This is a genomic window from Duganella sp. 1411 (assembly GCF_017833525.1).
Taxonomy (GTDB): Bacteria; Pseudomonadota; Gammaproteobacteria; order Burkholderiales; family Burkholderiaceae_D; genus Rugamonas.
The window spans coordinates 338045-353429 of record NZ_JAFICD010000001.1; the positions used below are offsets into that span (position 1 = coordinate 338045).

At 68.8% G+C, this 15385-nt stretch carries 16 protein-coding genes; 9 read left to right on the forward strand and 7 right to left on the reverse strand.

The genetic code is table 11. The annotated features are described in order from the left end of the window. Positions 1-4 precede the first annotated feature (4 nt). The 6 genes from JOD97_RS01330 to JOD97_RS01355 all read left to right on the forward strand — a co-directional run bounded on the left by JOD97_RS01330 (position 5) and on the right by JOD97_RS01355 (position 6033). A complete protein-coding gene (locus tag JOD97_RS01330) occupies positions 5-1030 on the forward strand; it encodes a polysaccharide deacetylase family protein (protein ID WP_209712828.1) in 1026 nt (341 codons plus the stop codon). Beyond that, complete coding sequence (locus tag JOD97_RS01335; RefSeq protein WP_209712829.1) at positions 1027-1698, forward strand: hypothetical protein; 672 nt, start codon at positions 1027-1029, stop codon at positions 1696-1698. The genes JOD97_RS01330 and JOD97_RS01335 overlap by 4 nt, the downstream gene beginning before the upstream one ends. Beyond that, positions 1695-2825 carry an acyltransferase gene (locus JOD97_RS01340; RefSeq protein WP_209712830.1) on the forward strand — a complete coding sequence of 377 codons (1131 nt, stop codon included), beginning with the start codon at positions 1695-1697 and terminating at the stop codon, positions 2823-2825. Before JOD97_RS01335 ends, JOD97_RS01340 begins: the two co-directional genes overlap by 4 nt. Beyond that, positions 2818-4059, forward strand: coding sequence for a hypothetical protein (locus JOD97_RS01345; protein WP_209712831.1), 1242 nt, complete (start codon positions 2818-2820; stop codon positions 4057-4059). The genes JOD97_RS01340 and JOD97_RS01345 overlap by 8 nt, the downstream gene beginning before the upstream one ends. Further along, entirely contained in the window at positions 4056-5069 is a 1014-nt protein-coding gene (locus JOD97_RS01350) for a glycosyltransferase family 2 protein (RefSeq protein ID WP_209712832.1), read from the forward strand. Before JOD97_RS01345 ends, JOD97_RS01350 begins: the two co-directional genes overlap by 4 nt. 88 nt (positions 5070-5157) lie before the next feature. Beyond that, positions 5158-6033, forward strand: a complete 876-nt coding sequence (locus JOD97_RS01355) for a ThiF family adenylyltransferase (RefSeq protein WP_209712833.1) — start codon at positions 5158-5160, stop codon at positions 6031-6033. Positions 6034-6260: 227 nt separating this feature from the next. Here JOD97_RS01355 and JOD97_RS01360 read toward each other — a convergent pair whose 3' ends face one another. The 7 genes from JOD97_RS01360 to JOD97_RS01390 all read right to left on the reverse strand — a co-directional run bounded on the left by JOD97_RS01360 (position 6261) and on the right by JOD97_RS01390 (position 11100). Next, complete coding sequence (locus JOD97_RS01360) at positions 6261-6440, reverse strand: hypothetical protein (protein WP_209712834.1); 180 nt, start codon at positions 6438-6440, stop codon at positions 6261-6263. Between the two features lie 80 nt (positions 6441-6520). After that, entirely contained in the window at positions 6521-7627 is a 1107-nt protein-coding gene (locus JOD97_RS01365; RefSeq protein ID WP_209712835.1) for a nucleotidyltransferase family protein, read from the reverse strand. Next, a complete protein-coding gene (locus JOD97_RS01370; RefSeq protein WP_209712836.1) occupies positions 7624-8538 on the reverse strand; it encodes an HprK-related kinase A in 915 nt (304 codons plus the stop codon). The genes JOD97_RS01365 and JOD97_RS01370 overlap by 4 nt, the downstream gene beginning before the upstream one ends. After that, positions 8532-8801 (reverse strand): HPr-rel-A system PqqD family peptide chaperone, encoded by a 270-nt coding sequence (locus JOD97_RS01375; RefSeq protein WP_209712837.1) that lies wholly within the window; start codon positions 8799-8801, stop codon positions 8532-8534. The genes JOD97_RS01370 and JOD97_RS01375 overlap by 7 nt, the downstream gene beginning before the upstream one ends. 2 nt (positions 8802-8803) lie before the next feature. Continuing rightward, positions 8804-9388 carry a hypothetical protein gene (locus JOD97_RS01380; RefSeq protein ID WP_209712838.1) on the reverse strand — a complete coding sequence of 195 codons (585 nt, stop codon included), beginning with the start codon at positions 9386-9388 and terminating at the stop codon, positions 8804-8806. 178 nt (positions 9389-9566) lie between these two features. Continuing rightward, positions 9567-10127, reverse strand: coding sequence for an XrtA/PEP-CTERM system exopolysaccharide export protein (locus JOD97_RS01385; protein WP_229264296.1), 561 nt, complete (start codon positions 10125-10127; stop codon positions 9567-9569). Positions 10128-10308: 181 nt separating this feature from the next. Beyond that, positions 10309-11100 carry a S1C family serine protease gene (locus tag JOD97_RS01390; RefSeq protein WP_209712839.1) on the reverse strand — a complete coding sequence of 264 codons (792 nt, stop codon included), beginning with the start codon at positions 11098-11100 and terminating at the stop codon, positions 10309-10311. A gap of 190 nt (positions 11101-11290) precedes the next feature. Here JOD97_RS01390 and JOD97_RS01395 point away from each other — a divergent pair, with 190 nt between their 5' ends. The 3 genes from JOD97_RS01395 (at position 11291) to JOD97_RS01405 (ending at position 15385) form a co-directional block, all read left to right on the forward strand. Beyond that, on the forward strand, positions 11291-12820 hold the full coding sequence (locus JOD97_RS01395; RefSeq protein WP_308937219.1) for an XrtA system polysaccharide chain length determinant: 1530 nt from the start codon (positions 11291-11293) through the stop codon (positions 12818-12820). Positions 12821-12888: 68 nt separating this feature from the next. Further along, the gene (locus JOD97_RS01400; RefSeq protein ID WP_373999767.1) at positions 12889-13839 is read left to right on the forward strand and encodes an XrtA-associated tyrosine autokinase; all 951 of its coding nucleotides are present in this window, start codon (positions 12889-12891) and stop codon (positions 13837-13839) included. After that, positions 13826-15385 carry a TIGR03016 family PEP-CTERM system-associated outer membrane protein gene (locus tag JOD97_RS01405; protein WP_209712840.1) on the forward strand — a complete coding sequence of 520 codons (1560 nt, stop codon included), beginning with the start codon at positions 13826-13828 and terminating at the stop codon, positions 15383-15385. The genes JOD97_RS01400 and JOD97_RS01405 overlap by 14 nt, the downstream gene beginning before the upstream one ends.

The window sequence follows — 15385 nt, forward strand, 5'->3', positions numbered from 1 at the left end:
TGCGATGCGCGTGTGCCTGACCATCGATACCGAGTTCAGCATCGCCGGCGCCTTCGCCGACCCCGCGCTGCGCCCGGTCGGCGCGCAGATGGTGCGCTGCGACGTCGACGGCCGCTCGCAAGGCCTCGACTTCATGCTCGACTGCTTCGCCCGCAACGGCATCACCGCGACGTTTTTCATCGAAACCTTGCAGCGCCATTACTTCCGCGACGACCCGATGCGGCCGCTGGCGCAACGCATCGCCGCCGCCGGGCACGAGCTGCAGCTGCACGCCCATCCGTGCTGGGCCGTGTTCCAGCACGACGACTGGCCCGAGCGCGTGCGGGCCCAGCCGCGCCAGGACGATTTCGCCGGCCGCGACGAGGCCTCGACTTTGGAACTGCTGCGCCAGGGCCAGGCCACGTTCCGCGAATGGGGCCTGGCGCCGCCGCGGGTGTTCCGCAGCGCCAGCCTGCAGCACGACGCCGGCCTGTACCGCGCCCTGGCGTCCGCCGGCATTCCCTACAGTTCCAACATCGGGCTGGCGATCTACGACAGCGGCGATCCGCGCTACCGGCTGTACGGCGGACGCCACCTGCGCCACGGCGTGCTGGAGTGCCCCGTGCTGACCTTCAGCGACTGGCGCCTGCGCCGTCCGCATTTGAAAACGTTGTCGATCTCCGGCACCAGCTTCGCCGAAACCCGCACCTTGCTGCAGCGGGCGCGCCGCGCCGGCATGGAGCTGGTGGTGATCCTGACCCATCCCTTCGAATATGTGCAAAGCCGCGGCGCCGACTACCGCACCTTGCGCCGCCACGGCGTCAACCAGCGCCGGCTCGAACGCCTGTGCGCCTACCTGGCGGCCAACGCCGACCGCTACCAGGCCAGCGGCCTGGCCGCCGCCGCCAGCCAGCCGCTGGCGCCGCTGCCCGAGGATAACCGATTGCTGCGCGTCGCGCCGTGGCAAAGCGCGGTCCGCATGGCGACCCAGGTGGTGTACGACCGCTACGGTCATTGGGCGCTGGCGCGCCAGGGCGCGGGGGCCGCATGAGCTGGCGCCGTCTGTTCGCGCCGCTGGCGTCGGCCATCGCCCGCCGCCACGGCACCTGGCGCGGCCTGGTGCGCGCCGTGCTCGCGCGCATCGAGCTGGCCTGCGGCCGCCTGTCCGGCTTCCGCCTGCGCCAGCCGCACAAGGTGCGCCGCGCCGTCTTCATCTGCCTGGGCAACATCTGCCGCAGCGCCTTCGCCGAGCAGGTGGCGGCGCGGCTGGACATGGAGGTGGCGTCGGCCGGCCTGTCGACCCACACCGGCGCCGCCTCGCCCGACAGCGCGCTGCGGGCCGCGCGCCGCCACGGCTACGACATGGACGCCCACCGCGCCACCGACCTGACCGACTTCGAGGTCCGGCCCGGCGACCTGTTCCTGGTGATGGAGGTGCGCCAGGCGCGCGAGCTGCGCCGCCGGCTGGGCCCGCGCACCGACGTCGAGGTGGCGCTGCTGGGCCTGTGGTGCACGCCGCCGATGCCGCACCTGCACGACCCGTTCACGCTCAGCGACGCCTATTTCGACCAATGCTTCGGCCGCGTGCGGCAAGCCGTGCGCGGCCTGCAGCGCGCGCTGCCGCAATTGACGCGGCACCAGCCGCCGGCGGCGCCCGCCGATCCGGCGCCGGACGCGCGCTCCGCCGCCGCGCCGGCGCGCAGCGGGAGCGTCGCGTGAACCGCGCCTTCTCGATTTACCTGGACCTGGTGCGGGTGCTGGCCGCGCTGGCGGTGATCGTCTACCACTCCAATTTCCGCCTGCTGACCACCGAGAAGCTGCCGTTCAGCAACCACGGCCACGCGGCGGTGATCGTCTTCTTCGTGCTGTCCGGCTACGTGATCGCCTACATCACGTCCGAGCGCGAGAACACGCCCGTGTCCTACTGGTCGAGCCGGCTGTCGCGCTTCTACTCGCTGGCCTTGCCGGTGGTGCTGCTGACGCCATTGCTGGACCTGGCCGGCGAGGCGCTGGCGCCGCAGTTCTACACCGGCGGCACCACCACCTACGGCCTGGCCTGGCTGCGCATCCTGACCAGCCTGACCTTCCTCAACGAAGTGTGGCTGGTGTCGATCATGTCGTTCTCCAACGTGCCGTACTGGTCGCTGTGCTACGAGTTCTGGTATTACGTGCTGTTCGCCATCGTCACCTTCACGGCCGGCCGCACCCGCGTGCTGCTGGCCGGCGCCGTCATGCTGCTGCTCGGCCCCAAGATCCTGCTGCTGGCGCCGGCGTGGGTGGCCGGCGTGGTGCTGTTCCGCTGGCAATGGCTGCGCGCGCTCAAGCCGCTGCCGGGGGCGCTGCTGTTCGCCGCGTCGTGGCCGGCGTACTGGCTGTTCCACCAGTACGGCCTGACCGAGGTGGGTTCGGGTTGGCTGCTCAAGCTGGTCGGACCGCATCTGCATCAGCAAATGGCGTTTTCCAAGTTCTTCATGACCGACTACCTGCTGGCGCTGATTGTGGTGGCCAATTTCGCCGGCATGCGGGCGCTGGCCGACGTCGCCGCGCGGCCGCTGCGCGCCATCGAGCCGGTGATCCGTCCGCTGGCGGCCTACACCTTCAGCGCCTACATCCTGCACCAGCCGCTGATGCAGTTCTATGCCGCGCTGATCGACGGCGATCCGGGCCGGCCGTGGTTTTACGCCGGCACCATGCTGGCCACCTTCGCCACCATCGCCGTGCTTGGCAGCATGACCGAACAGCAGCGCCACCACTGGCGGCACGGAATCCGCAAGCTGCTGGCGCGCCTGTTCGACCGGCGGGACCGGCAGGTGGTGGCGCCGGCGGCGGGAGCGCCCCATGGCTGAGACCTTGTTGCCGGCCGTCGTGCTGGGCGTCGACACGCCGATCGGGCTGGCCATCATCCGCGATCTGGGCCGGCGCGGCGTGCCGGTGATCGGCATCGGCCACAGCGCCTCGGCGCTCGGCCTGCGCTCGCGCTACCTGGCGCGCGGCCTGGTGCGCGCCGGCGGTGGCGCCGACGGCCTGCTGCAACAGTTGCGCCAACTGAGCGCCGAGATCGGACCGGCCTGCCTGTTCGCGATCGCCGAGAGCGATATCAACGCGCTCAACCTCGCACGCGGCCTGCTCGACGGCTACCGCCTGCTGTTCGCCGACGCCGCGCGCATGGAGCGGGTGCTGCGCAAGGACCAGACCTACGCCGCCGCCGCCGCGCTGGGCATCCACGTGCCGCGCACCTTGCATCCTGCCTCGATGGAAGAGGCCGTCGCCGCAGCGCCCGGCCTGCGCTATCCGGTGGTGCTCAAGTGGGCCGATCCGAATAGCGTCGCGCCCGTGCTGCGGCGCGCCGGCCTGTCGCTTGACAAGTTGCGCTATTGCGCCGACGCCGAGGCCTTGCTGGCGGACCTGCGCCGCTACGAGGCGATCGGCATCTATCCGATGGTGCAGGAGTTCTGCGGCGGCTACGGCCTGGGCCAGTTCGTGCTGATGCGCGACGGCCGGGCCCACTGCCTGTTCCAGCACCGCCGCCTGCACGAGTGGCCGCCGGAGGGCGGCGTCTCGACGCTGTGCGTATCGCTGCCGCCGGGCGAGCACGCGGCGCTGATGGAACAGTCGGTGGCGCTACTGCGCGCGCTCGACTGGGAGGGCGTGGCGATGGTCGAATACCGCTACGATCCGCTGACCGGGCGCGCCGCGCTGATGGAGATCAACGGCCGCTTCTGGGGCAGCCTGCCGCTGGCGTGCCAGGCCGGCGCGGCGTTTCCGTGGTACGCCTACCAGATGTTCGGGCTCGACCGGCCGGTGGCGCCGGCGCCGTACGTCGCCGGCCTGCGCGCCCGCTTCATGGTGCCGGAGACCAAGCGGCTGTGGCGCGTGCTGACGCGCAAGCCGAGCGACGGCTACGTGCCGCCGGCCGGCGCGCTGGCCGAGGTGGCCGGCTACCTGTTCGACTTCGTGCGGCCCGGCACCCGCTATTTCGTGCACAGCTGGCGCGATCCGATGCCCTTGCTGAGCGACCTATGGCTGTCGGCGCGGCGGCGGCTGCGCCCGCTGCGCATCCCGCAACGGAGAAAAACATGAGTGTCGAGATCGACGCCGGCGCGCCGCCGGCGGTGGCGGTGGCGGTGATCATTCCGTACTACCAGCGGCAGGAAGGCATCCTGCGCAAGGCGGTGGCGTCGGCGCTGGCCCAGCGCGGCGCCCACCGTCTGACCGTCATCGTCGTCGACGACGCCTCGCCGGTGCCGGCGCGCGCCGAGCTGGCCGGCTTGCTGGCGCTGGAGCCGGAGCGCATCGTCATCGTCGAGCGGCCCAACGCCGGCCCGGCCGCGGCCCGCAACACCGGACTGCGCGCGCTGCCGGCCGGCACCGATTTCGTCGCCTTCCTCGATTCCGACGACGAGTGGATACCGGAGCACCTCGAGCGCGCGCTGGCGGCGCTGGGGCAGGGCAACGATTTCTATTTCTCCGACCACTACCAGTTGAACCAGACGGTCAGCGCGTTCCGCCGCGCCGGCCGCATCGATCCGGCGCAACACCCGGCGCTGGCCGGCGCCGACCAGTTGCACGCTTACCACGGCGACATGTTCGACCAGATCCTGAGCGGCAACATCATCGGCACCTCGACCGTCGTCTACCGCCACGCGCCGCTGTCGACCTTGCGCTTCCGCGAGGAATTCGTCTACGCCGGCGAGGATTATCTGTTCTGGCTGGAGCTGAGCCAGCGCACCAGCCGCATCGCGTTCTCGGCCCGCTGCGAGTGCGCGTACGGCGCCGGCGTCAACATTTTTTCCGGTTCCGGCTGGGGCAGCAAGACGTCGCTGTTGCGCCTGCACCACGAGATGAAGTTCCAGCGCGCGCTGTCACGCCTGTTCGAGCTGTCGGCGCCGCAGCGGCGGGCCAACCTGGCCAGCGTGCGCCGCTTGCGCCGCAGTTTTGTCGCCGACCTGCTGCACCGCGTGCTGCACCGGCAGGAAGTGTCGCCGTCGCTGCTGGGACGGCATTGCAGGGTCGATCCGCAGACCTTCATCTACGCGCTGCCGCTGGCGGTCGGCATCGCGTTGCGGCGCGAGCGCGGAAAGCAGCCATAATCGACACAACGAATATCCTGAGTGGAACGATGGCGTGGGGAGACGGCCACGATGCCTGCGGTCCAGGATCACTTGAAAGGAAGCTGTCATGGAGCAGTCATTCAATTACGAAAAGGCGTTCTCGCGCAATATCGGCTGGGTCACCGAGGCCGAGCAGGCCGTCTTGCGCACCAAGCGCGTGGCCATCGGCGGCGCCGGCGCGGTCGGTTCGTTCTACGCCAACACGTTCGCCCGGCTCGGCTTCGGCAAATTCGTCCTCGCCGACTTCGACACCTACGACATCGTCAACTTCAACCGCCAGCTGGGTGCGACCATGAGCACGCTCGGCCAGCCCAAGTCGGAAGTGATCCGCCGCATGATCCTCGACATCAACCCGGAGGCCGACATCCGCGTCTTTTCCGAGGGGGTGACCAGCGCCAACCTGCCCGAGTTCCTGCGCGACGTCGACTTCTACGTCGACGGGCTGGATTTCTTCGCCTTCGACGCGCGCCAGCAAACCTTCGCCAAATGCGCCGAGTTCGGCATTCCGTCGACCACCTGCGCGCCGCTGGGCATGGGCGCGGCCAGCCTGACTTTCCTGCCCGGCAAGACCACGTTCGAGCAATATTTCCAGTGGGGCGATTTGCCCGAGTTGGACAAGGCGATCCGGTTCATCGTCGGACTGGCGCCGGCGGGCTTGCACCGCGCCTATCTGGTAGTGCCGTCGGCGATGAACCTGAAGGAGCGGCGCGGGCCGTCGACCATCATGGCGTGCAACCTGTGCGCCGGCATTTCGGCGACGGTGGCGCTGAAGGTGATGCTGGGGCGCGGCGAGGTGCTGGCGGCGCCGCACGGCCTGCATTTCGACGCCTACCGCAACAAGCTGGTGCACACCTACCGGCCCGGCGGCAGCAGCCATCCGTTGCAGCGCCTGGCCATCGCCATCGGCAAGCGGATGTACAGCAAGATGCTGGCGGAAGCGTGATCCAATAAAATGAAGCGTCGATCTAAACCACGTAGGGCGGATTAGCGCAGCGTAATCCGCCATGGCATGCGTTACCGACGGCTCCTGCAATGGCGGATTACGGCGTTCCGCCTAATCCGCCCTACGTGTATCCGGGTAATTTAATCTGCCGCATGGCGCCAAACTGGTCGACGTGATCCAAGGCTAGTTCGTTTTTGGCGACGGGCGCGAGTTTGAATTCCACGGCGTTATCGCTTGGCGCGAATGCGAATCCGTAGTTCGTCGGTCAGCTCCGCGATGCTCGTCTTTGCCGATTGCCCGCCGTTGATGACTTCCATGATGAGTTTATACAGCCGCCTTTCCGCCTCGTTTTGCGGGCCGATCACGTCTTCGTCGCGCGGCATCAGGAATTTGGGTACGGTAGCCATGGAAGATTGATAAGCCGATTCGTCATCGCGCCATCAAGATATCACGATAGCGGATCGCGTGGCAGCTTGCCAGGGGTGACTCAAACGTCGCGCGTACGCGCCGCGTGCAGCGGCGTCAGCAGCGCCTTGTGGAACAGGTGGCGCGCCAGCAGCCACGGCGGCATGCGCAGCCAGTTGCCGCGCAGGTAAAGCAACTGCCGCGCCAACCCGCTCAGCGCTCCGCCGCAGCTGGCGTGGTCCGGCAGCAGCGCCCGCTCCAGCAGACCATCCATCAGCGCCAGCACCACCGGCCCCGGCCGCGCCACGGCGTTGCCTTCCAGAAGCGCCGCCGGCACCGGCGTGTGCAGCAGCCGCGCGGCGTGGCGCAAGGCGTAAAACAGCGGCCGCTGCAGCTGCAGCGCCGCCGCCCGTTCCTCCAGCCGCAGCCAGAATCCCGGCAAATCGCCGAATTCGTGCAACAGGCGGTCGATGTCGACCAGATTGCGCAAGCCGTGCTCGAACTCGCTCTCGTACAGCAGATGGGTGGCGCTGTGCAGCACCATGTCCACCGGGCCGAGCGTGTACAGCGCCGGCAGCGCGCCGCTGGCCGGATAGTCCGTCAGCGGCTCGGCGGCTGCGCGCAGCAGCATGGCGTCCGGCCGCGCCGCCGCCGTGCGCGGCAGGATGGCGTGGTGGACGTCGATCACCGTCTCGCGCCAGACGTGGCGCATCGGCGGCAGCTCGTGCATCCAGCGGCGGTAATAATGCTGGTCGTAGTCGTCGTGGCCCGAGCCGGCCCAGCCGTGCAGCATCAGCGCCGACTCGACGTCCGCCAGCGCCGCGTGCGGCACCAGGATGTCGATATCGGAAAAGATCCGGCCCTCGGCCGCCGCCAGCCCGGCCATCGCGTAGGCGGCGCCTTTGAGCAGGATCAGCGGCACGCCCAGTCCGGCCATCGCCAGCCGGATTTGCCGCACCTCCCAGCGCACCGCCCGCAGGTGGCTTTCGCCCTGTTGCCGGGCCCACTCCAACTGCCGCCGGACGGGCGCCGGCAACCGCTCCAGCACGCCTTCGCGCGCGGCGCGCGCGTGCAGGCTGGCCAGCAATTGCGCGCGCTCGGCCTGGCGCAGCACCAGGTCGCATTGGGCGGGGCTGTACGTGGCCAGCAGCGCCGGCGCGCGCAGCACCTCGATCAGCAGCGGCGTCACGGCGGCGGCACCAGTTGGTCGAACATGGCGAGCGCGTCGCCCAAATTGCTGTAGCAAAAATCGTAGCAGTCGCTGCGCTCGACCAGGTCGGCCATGGCGTCGAAGCCGCGCGCGCCCAGCAGGCTGTAATTGAAGGCGTTTTCGGCCGTGCGCATGTGGGCGCGCGCCTTGGCGACCGGGTGCAGCTCGGCCGCCGCGCCCGCCTCGTAGCGGGGGAAGACGATCCAGGCCGGCCGCGCCGGTTCCGCCAGGCGGGCGACGCTGTCGGCCGGCGCGCGCAGATGGGCCACCGTGCCCTTGCTGGTGTCGTGCACCGGCGGCGAGAACTGCGCGGTAGGCAACGCCGATCGCATCAGCGCGATCGAGCCGTTCTTCAGGCTGATGGGGCGCGGCATCGGATCGATGCGGCCGTCGTCGAGCCGCACCATGGTCAACTCGTCGGACAGCAGGCGCCAGCCGTGGTGGACCAGCGCCGCGCACAACGTGCTTTTGCCGGACCCGGGCGGCGCCGGCAGGATGACGGCGCGGCCGTGCTTTTCCACCACCGCCGCGTGCAGCACCAGATAGCTGTGCGCACGGCTGGAGATACACCAGTTCAAGCCCCATTCGAACATCGGATAGGCCTGCGCCAGCGGCAGCGGCTTGAACGGCGGCAGGCCGTCCGACAGCAGTTGCACCTGTGGCCGCAGCCAGCGCCGCCAGTTGGCCGGGCGCACCATGCGCAGGTGGAAATCGGCGTAACCGTCGTCGGGGCCGAGCGGATAGTCGGCGTACATCAGCCCGACGCCGCGCACCACGCTCGGTATCGTGCTTTGCAGGCGCGTGACGAAGGCGCCGGTGCGCAGGTACAGGCCGGCCCCGGCCAGGCGCGCGGCCAGCTGGCCGGGCGGCAACTGCGCCACCGTCAGCATACGACCTCGACCAGCGCCAGCCGTTCCAGCTGGTCAAGCAACGCCGGCACCTCGCCGGCGTCCTGCGCCAGCCCGGCCGCCAACAACGCGCGCGCCAGGGCGTCGGCGTCGGCCGGCCGCTCCTGCAGCGCCAGCAGCAGTTGCAGCGCGTCGGGGCCGATCAGGTGGGTGTCGCCGGACAGGTCGTTGTAAAGCACGCACTCGCCGTCCCACTGCCGGCGCCGCAACCGCTGGCCCGCGCTCAGGCGCCACGAGGTCGCCATGGTCATTCCATGGTGCTGGCGAGGTAGGCGACGATCTGGCTCGACCCCCACTTCTTGCCGCCGGCGATGGGCGTGTAGGTGCCGCCGAGGTTGGCGCCGGTGGCCTGCCACTCGCTCCAGATGGCGACCACGGCCGGCACCTTGAGGAACGACGTGCGGCCGGTGTAGGCGTTGAAGTAGGCCGCCATCAGGTACATGCCCACCTTGTCGCGGTCGCAGACCTGGGTCTTGAGGATCTTCATCAGCGGCAGGTTGCTGTAGGCGGCGGTGTTGGCCGCGCAGGGGAACACTTTGTTGAACGTCGCGCAGGTCGACGGCAGCGGCGAATCCTGGCCCGCCCACCACGACGGCAGGCGGCCCTTGCAAACCACCGCCTGGGTCGGCTTGCGGCTGGCCAGCCCGCCGGACATGGCGCCGGACGCCGACTTGCACATCGTCGCGCCCATCGCCGACGGGCTCTTCAGGGTCAGGATGACGCCGCTGGCGACGCCGGCGCCGGCCAGACGCCGGCGGCCGGGACGCGTCGGCGCGCCAGCCACCGGGACCGGCGCATCGCCTTGATTGTCTTGATGCGTTTGCTTAGCCACGTCTGCCATCCCCTGAGTTTTACTGGTCTGCGCCAGATCATGCAAGTTTCATTCCCGACACCGAATTCCGCTGCGCCCTCGATTAAAATCAAACACTTATGGCCGCTTCGATGGTAGCGGCGCCGAATCCGCCGGCGCCGTGGCGGCGACTGTAAAGAATCCCGACACCGCGACCGGCCTAGAAGAAGCTCTCCGGAATGATCAGGATGTCGCCCGGCCACATGCGGACATTGGCCGAGATGTCGCCGTCCTTGATCAGGTCGCTCAAGCGCACCGGCAACTTCTCTTGCTTGCCGTCGACCTTGCGCACGATGCTGGCGCGGTTGCCGGCCGCGAACTCGGTGACGCCGCCGACGGCGATCAGCACGTCCATCAGCGACATGTCGCGCCGGTACGGCAGCGACTGCGGCTTGGCGGCCTGGCCGATGACGCGGATCTGCTGGTCGTAGGTGCCGACGAAGCCGTTGACGATGACGCTCACGGCCGGCTGCTGGATGTAGCGCGACAGCGCCTTTTCGATGTCGCGCGCCAGCTGGCTCGGGGTCTTGCCGCTGGCCGGCAGATCCTCCACCAGCGGCGCCGTGATCTTGCCGTCGGGCCGCACCGGCACCGTCTGCGACACCTCCGGATTGCGCCACACGTTGATGCTGATGCTGTCGCCCGGACCGATCAGGTAGTCGACCTCGGGCGAGGTCTCGGCCGGGGCCGCCAGCGGCCGCTGCGACGCGCAGCCGGCCAGCGCCGCGCAGGCCAATACACAGGTCAACGCCAGCACGCGGCGCAGCGCGCGCCGGTGGAAAGTGGGGGTAGGGTGGGCGTTCACGGTCGTCCTTTAATGGAGTGCGGTGGAGAAAACTGGCACGGCGCTGGTTGGGCCGATATTTTCATTTTGACATGTCGTTTTGATCATGGCAAGAAAGTTATTGTGGCTTTTGGCGCAGCAGGTCGCGGATGTAGTTGGACGGCACGGCGTAGCCGATGCCGCTCGGCGCGCTGATCGCGTTCTCCTTGCGGCCCTTGACGTAGACCATGTTGAGCACCCCGAACACCTCGCCGCTGGCGGGGTCGTACAGCGGGCTGCCGCTGTTGCCCGGATAGGCGATGGCGTCGAGCTGGAACACCACCACGGGCGGGCGCCGCAGCTCCTTGATGGCGCGCGCGTCGAGCTGGCGCGACGTCACCGCCGGGCTGGTCATCGGCGTGATCGCCGCCAGCACCGCGCGGTGCGTGGCGGGGTGCAAACCGAGCACCATGCCCAGCGGGAAGCCGGTGAACGCCAGGTCCTGGCCCTCGGCGGCGCTGTCGGAATCGGCCAGCTTGAGCGCCGGCAGCGGCGTGCCGGCCAGGCGCAGGTGCAACAGGTCGTGTTCGGTGTCGCGTCCGGCCAACGTTGCCGGACGAAAGCGCACATTGTCGCCGTCGGCCACCACCACGCCCCAGCTTTCCTGGCGCGCCAGATCGGGCGCCTCGGGCACCACGTGGGCGTTGGTGATCACGCTCAGGCCGTCCCCCGTGACCCAGCCCGTGCCGCTGTAGACGATGGCCGGCGAGCGGGTCGGCTGATAGCTGCCGATGGCCACCACCGAGCGCTTGACGGCGGCCACCGTCTCGCGCAGGTCGGCCGCCGACGCTGCCGCCAGCGGCAACGTCAGCGAGGCCGCGAGCCACAGGGCGCCACGCCGGGCGTTGAACGGGGAGGGGAGTTTGGTCATGCGGGAAATCTACACCATCGGATAATTTTTGCAACAACGCGAATGTCCATTTATTGCAACGGTGTGGTCGAGTGTGTAAAAAATAATAACAAAGAAATGATCCGTTGTACTATGATTCATAGAAATGTTGTTTTGATAATCGACGCACCGGCCTTCCAGACCAGGATCGGCGCGCACTTGGCGAGGCAAGATGATGGCGGAATTGAGTGCATTGCTGCTGACGTTCCTGAAGGCGCTCGGCAAGTATCGCTGGTATGCCGTGGCGGTGGCCTGGGTGGTTGGGCTGATCGGCTGGGCGGTGGTGTACCGCATGCCCGACGAGTACCAATCGACGGCCCGGGTCTATGTCGACACCCAGAGCATCCTCAAGCCGCTGATGGCGGGCATGACCACCATGCCCAACATCGAGGAACAGGTGATGTTCATGCGCCGTACCCTGATCAGCCGCCCCAACGTCGAGCGCGTCATCCGCATGGTCGACCTCGACATCAAGACGCGCAGCGTCAACGACAAGGAACGCCTGATCGACGAGCTGACCTCGCAGATCAGCATCAGCGGCACCGGCAACGACGACATCTACACCATCGCCTACACCAACCCCGACCCCCGGCTGGGCAAGGACGTGGTGCAATCGCTGCTGACCATCTTCGTCGAGGGCAGCGTCGGCGGCAAGAAGCAGGATTCCGACAAGGCCATCTCCTTCATCGCCGAGCAGATCAAGAGCTACGAGGAAAAACTGGCGGCCGGCGAGAACGCGCTCAAGGATTTCAAGATCCGCCACATGGCCTTGATGTCGGGCCGCGGCGGCGACTACGCCAGCAAGCTGGCCGAGACCACCGAGCTGCTCAACCAGGCGCGCCTGGAGGCGGCCGAAGCCGAGCAGTCGCGCAACGCCATCAAGCGCCAGATCATGGGCGAGGAGCCGGCGCCGGTGCTGGGTGCGACCCCGAGCGAGGACGCCAACCCCGAGCTTGACGGGCGCATCCAGGCGCTCGAGAAAAACCTCGACCAGTTGCGCATGCAATACACCGACGAGCATCCCGACATCGCCGGCGCCAAGCGCCTGATCGAGCAGCTCAAGGCGCGCAAGCGCGAGGAGGCGTCGAAGAAGGTGCGCACCGCCGGCGCCAATTTCAGCCCGATGGTGCAGCAGATGAACGTGGCGCTGTCGGTCGAGGAGGCAAGGCTGGCGGCGCTGCAGACCCGGGTGCGCGAGTACAGCAGCCGGGTCGCCAGCCTGCGCGCGATGAGCACCGCCGCGCCCGAGGTCGAGGCGGAACTGGCGCAGCTCAACCGCGACTACGCGATCAACAAGGAAAACTACTCCAAGCTGGTCGAGCGGCGCGAGTCGGCGCGCCTGTCGGGCGACCTGAGCTCGGCGTCGGACATGATGACCATCCGCGTGATCGACCCGCCCAGCGCGCCGGTCAAGCCGGTCGGCCCCAACCGCGCGCGGCTGTGTTCGATGGTGTTCGCCGGCGCGCTGCTGGCGGGCCTGGGCTCGGCGCTGTTGCTGAGCCAGATCCGGCCCACCTTCGTCACCCAGCGCGCGCTGCGCGAGACCACCGGCGTGCCCATCCTCGGCAGCATTTCGATGGCCTGGACCGACACCCAGCGCCTCAAGCGACGCCGCCGCCTGTACGCGTTCGGCCTGGCCGTGACGCTGTTCTTCGGCGGTTATGGCGGGGTCATGGCGTCGGTGCTCTGGCTCCACCGTTAATTCAATCAGTCAGGCCGGCGCTTCGGTGCGCAACCTGGCCTGCTTCACCAGCGAAACCAGGAGTGTCCGTGAGCATAATCGAACGAGCCACCAGCCGCATGCACCAGGACGCGGCCGCGCGGCAGGCGCAGATGCAGGCCGCCGACCACGACGACGTGGCGGTGCCGCCACCGCCCGCCGCGCCACCGCCGCCACCGCCTGCGGTGCCGCCGGCGAAATTCCGGCCGGCGCCGGCGGGGCAGTCGCCCGCCGCCGTGTTGCGCGCGCGCGGCAACGGCAATAACATCGAGCTGGACGCGGCGCGCATGCAGGCCATGGGCTTCATCACCGCCGGCACCCGCACCCCGCTGATGGAAGAGGTGCGGGTGATCAAGCGGCCGCTGATCACGCGCGCCTTCTCGCCCAAGCACGGCGGCGACAAGCCGGCCAACCTGATCATGATCACCAGCTCGCTGCCCGGCGAGGGCAAGACCTTTTGCGCCATTAACCTGGCCATGAGCATCGCCATGGAGCTCGACCACACGGTGCTGCTGGTCGACGCCGACGTCGCCCGGCCGTCGGTGCTGCGCACCCTGGGCCTGCCGGGCCAGCGCGGCCTGATGGAGCTGCTGCTCGACGAGCGCGCCGACATGTCGGAGCTGCTGCTGCACACCAACATCGACGGCCTGACCTTGCTGCCGGCCGGCGCCGCCAACGCCCGCGCCACCGAGCTGCTGGCCAGCCAGGCCATGGCCAACCTGCTGCGCGAGATGGCCGGGCGCTACCCGGACCGCATCATCATCTTCGATTCGCCGCCGCTGCTGCTGACCACCGAGGCGCACGTGCTGGCCGCGCACATGGGGCAGATCGTGGTGGTGGTCGAGGCGGAAAAGACCAGCCAGCACGCGGTGCAGGAATCGCTGCGCCAGCTGGAGGGCTTGAACAACGTCAACCTGGTGTACAACAAGACCCGCGAGTTCCCCGGTACGGCGGCGTATGACTACCAGTACAATTATAGTTATCACAATGGTCAGTCCTGAGCGCCGCCGCGCGCTGGGCGCCGCCATGCTGCCACTGCCCACCGCGGCCGCGGTGGCGTTGCTGCTGGCGCCCGCGTGCCGGGCCGAGCTCAAGGTGGAGCCGTCGGCGCGCTTCCAGCAGACCTACACCGACAACGTCAGCCTGGCGCCGCCGGAGCAGGCGCGCGGCCTGTGGATCAGCGAGCTCACGCCCGGCATCGCCGTGCGCGACGACAGCCCGCGCCTGCAACTGCTGGCCGCCTACGAGGCCCACCTGTACGCCTATTCGCGCGACGACCCGGCCGCCAACCAGAGCTTGTCGCACCAGTTCAACGGCAAGCTGCACGCCGAGGCCGTCGCCGGCCTGCTGTACCTGGACGCCGCCGGCGCCTACCGCCAGCAGGCGGTGTCGGCGTTCGGCCCGCCGGTGGCCGACAACACCTACCTGACCGAGAACAGCGCCAAGGTCAAAAACTACAGCCTGAGCCCGTATTTGACGCACCGCTTCGGCCGCCTCGCGAGCGCCGACCTGCGCTACACCCACGACGTGGTCAGCGCCGACAGCGCCGGCTTCAACCACAGCAAGGCCGACAGCGTGCAGGGTTCGCTCGGCGGCGAGGTCGGCCCGCGCATCGGCTGGGGGCTGCAATACTACCGCCAGCGGCTCGAGGACGGCGTCGGCCCGACCACCATCAGCGGCAACGTCGGGCTCAACGGCTCCTACCTGATCGCCACGCCGCTGCGCCTGACCGCCAGCGTCGGCCGCGACCAGTACCGATACGAATCGCAGGCGGGCGACTCGCCGACCGGCAAGTCGTGGTCGGTCGGCTTCGGCTGGACGCCGTCGAGCCGCACCAGCGTGACCGCCAGCGTCGGCAAGCGCTATTTCGGCGACAGCTACCACCTCGACGCCGTGCACCGCACCCGCGCCACCGCCTGGAGCGTGCGCTACGCAACCGACGTCACCACCTCGCGCGACCAGTTCCTGCTGCCGGCGTCGGTGTCCACCGCCGATTTGCTCGACCGGATGTACGCCGGCGCCATCCCCGATCCGGCGCAGCGGCGCCAGGCGATCGACGCCTTCATCCGCGCCAACGGCTTGCCGCGCACGCTGACCGACAGCGTCAACTACCTGAGCAACCGCTACATCCTGCAAAAGCAGTTTTCGGCGTCGATGGCGTGGACCCTGGCGCACAGCGTGCTGGTGCTGAGCGTGACGGACGAGCGGCGCAACGCGCTGTCGTCGGTGCAGTCGGACAGCACCTTGCTGGGCAGCCGCTTTGGCAGCCTCAACGACAACAGCCACCAGCGCGGCGGCAACGCCACGTTCAATTACCGGCTCTCGCCGCGCAGCTCGCTGAACCTGTCGGCCAATGTCAACAAGGCCGATTCGCTGGTGCAGAACGCGACCAGCATCAACCGTGCCTTCCGGCTGGCGCTGAGCCGCCAGCTGGGCCGCCAGCTCGACGGCGACATCGAACTGCGCCGCCAGACCGGCAGCGTAGCCGGCGCCGGCGGCGGCTACCGCGAGAACGCCATCGTGTTTCATCTCAACCAACGCTTTTGA

Bases quoted from the DNA above. Each gene is read 5' to 3' on its own strand.
- JOD97_RS01355 (WP_209712833.1), top strand. From the start codon at position 5,158: ATGGAGCAGTCATTCAATTACGAAAAGGCGTTCTCGCGCAATATCGGC.
- JOD97_RS01395 (WP_308937219.1), top strand. From the start codon at position 11,291: ATGATGGCGGAATTGAGTGCATTGCTGCTGACGTTCCTGAAGGCGCTC.
- JOD97_RS01370 (WP_209712836.1), bottom strand. From the start codon at position 8,538: ATGCTGACGGTGGCGCAGTTGCCGCCCGGCCAGCTGGCCGCGCGCCTG.
- JOD97_RS01405 (WP_209712840.1), top strand. From the start codon at position 13,826: ATGGTCAGTCCTGAGCGCCGCCGCGCGCTGGGCGCCGCCATGCTGCCA.
- JOD97_RS01360 (WP_209712834.1), bottom strand. From the start codon at position 6,440: ATGGCTACCGTACCCAAATTCCTGATGCCGCGCGACGAAGACGTGATC.
- JOD97_RS01330 (WP_209712828.1), top strand. From the start codon at position 5: ATGCGCGTGTGCCTGACCATCGATACCGAGTTCAGCATCGCCGGCGCC.
- JOD97_RS01375 (WP_209712837.1), bottom strand. From the start codon at position 8,801: ATGGCGACCTCGTGGCGCCTGAGCGCGGGCCAGCGGTTGCGGCGCCGG.
- JOD97_RS01345 (WP_209712831.1), top strand. From the start codon at position 2,818: ATGGCTGAGACCTTGTTGCCGGCCGTCGTGCTGGGCGTCGACACGCCG.
- JOD97_RS01335 (WP_209712829.1), top strand. From the start codon at position 1,027: ATGAGCTGGCGCCGTCTGTTCGCGCCGCTGGCGTCGGCCATCGCCCGC.
- JOD97_RS01350 (WP_209712832.1), top strand. From the start codon at position 4,056: ATGAGTGTCGAGATCGACGCCGGCGCGCCGCCGGCGGTGGCGGTGGCG.
- JOD97_RS01390 (WP_209712839.1), bottom strand. From the start codon at position 11,100: ATGACCAAACTCCCCTCCCCGTTCAACGCCCGGCGTGGCGCCCTGTGG.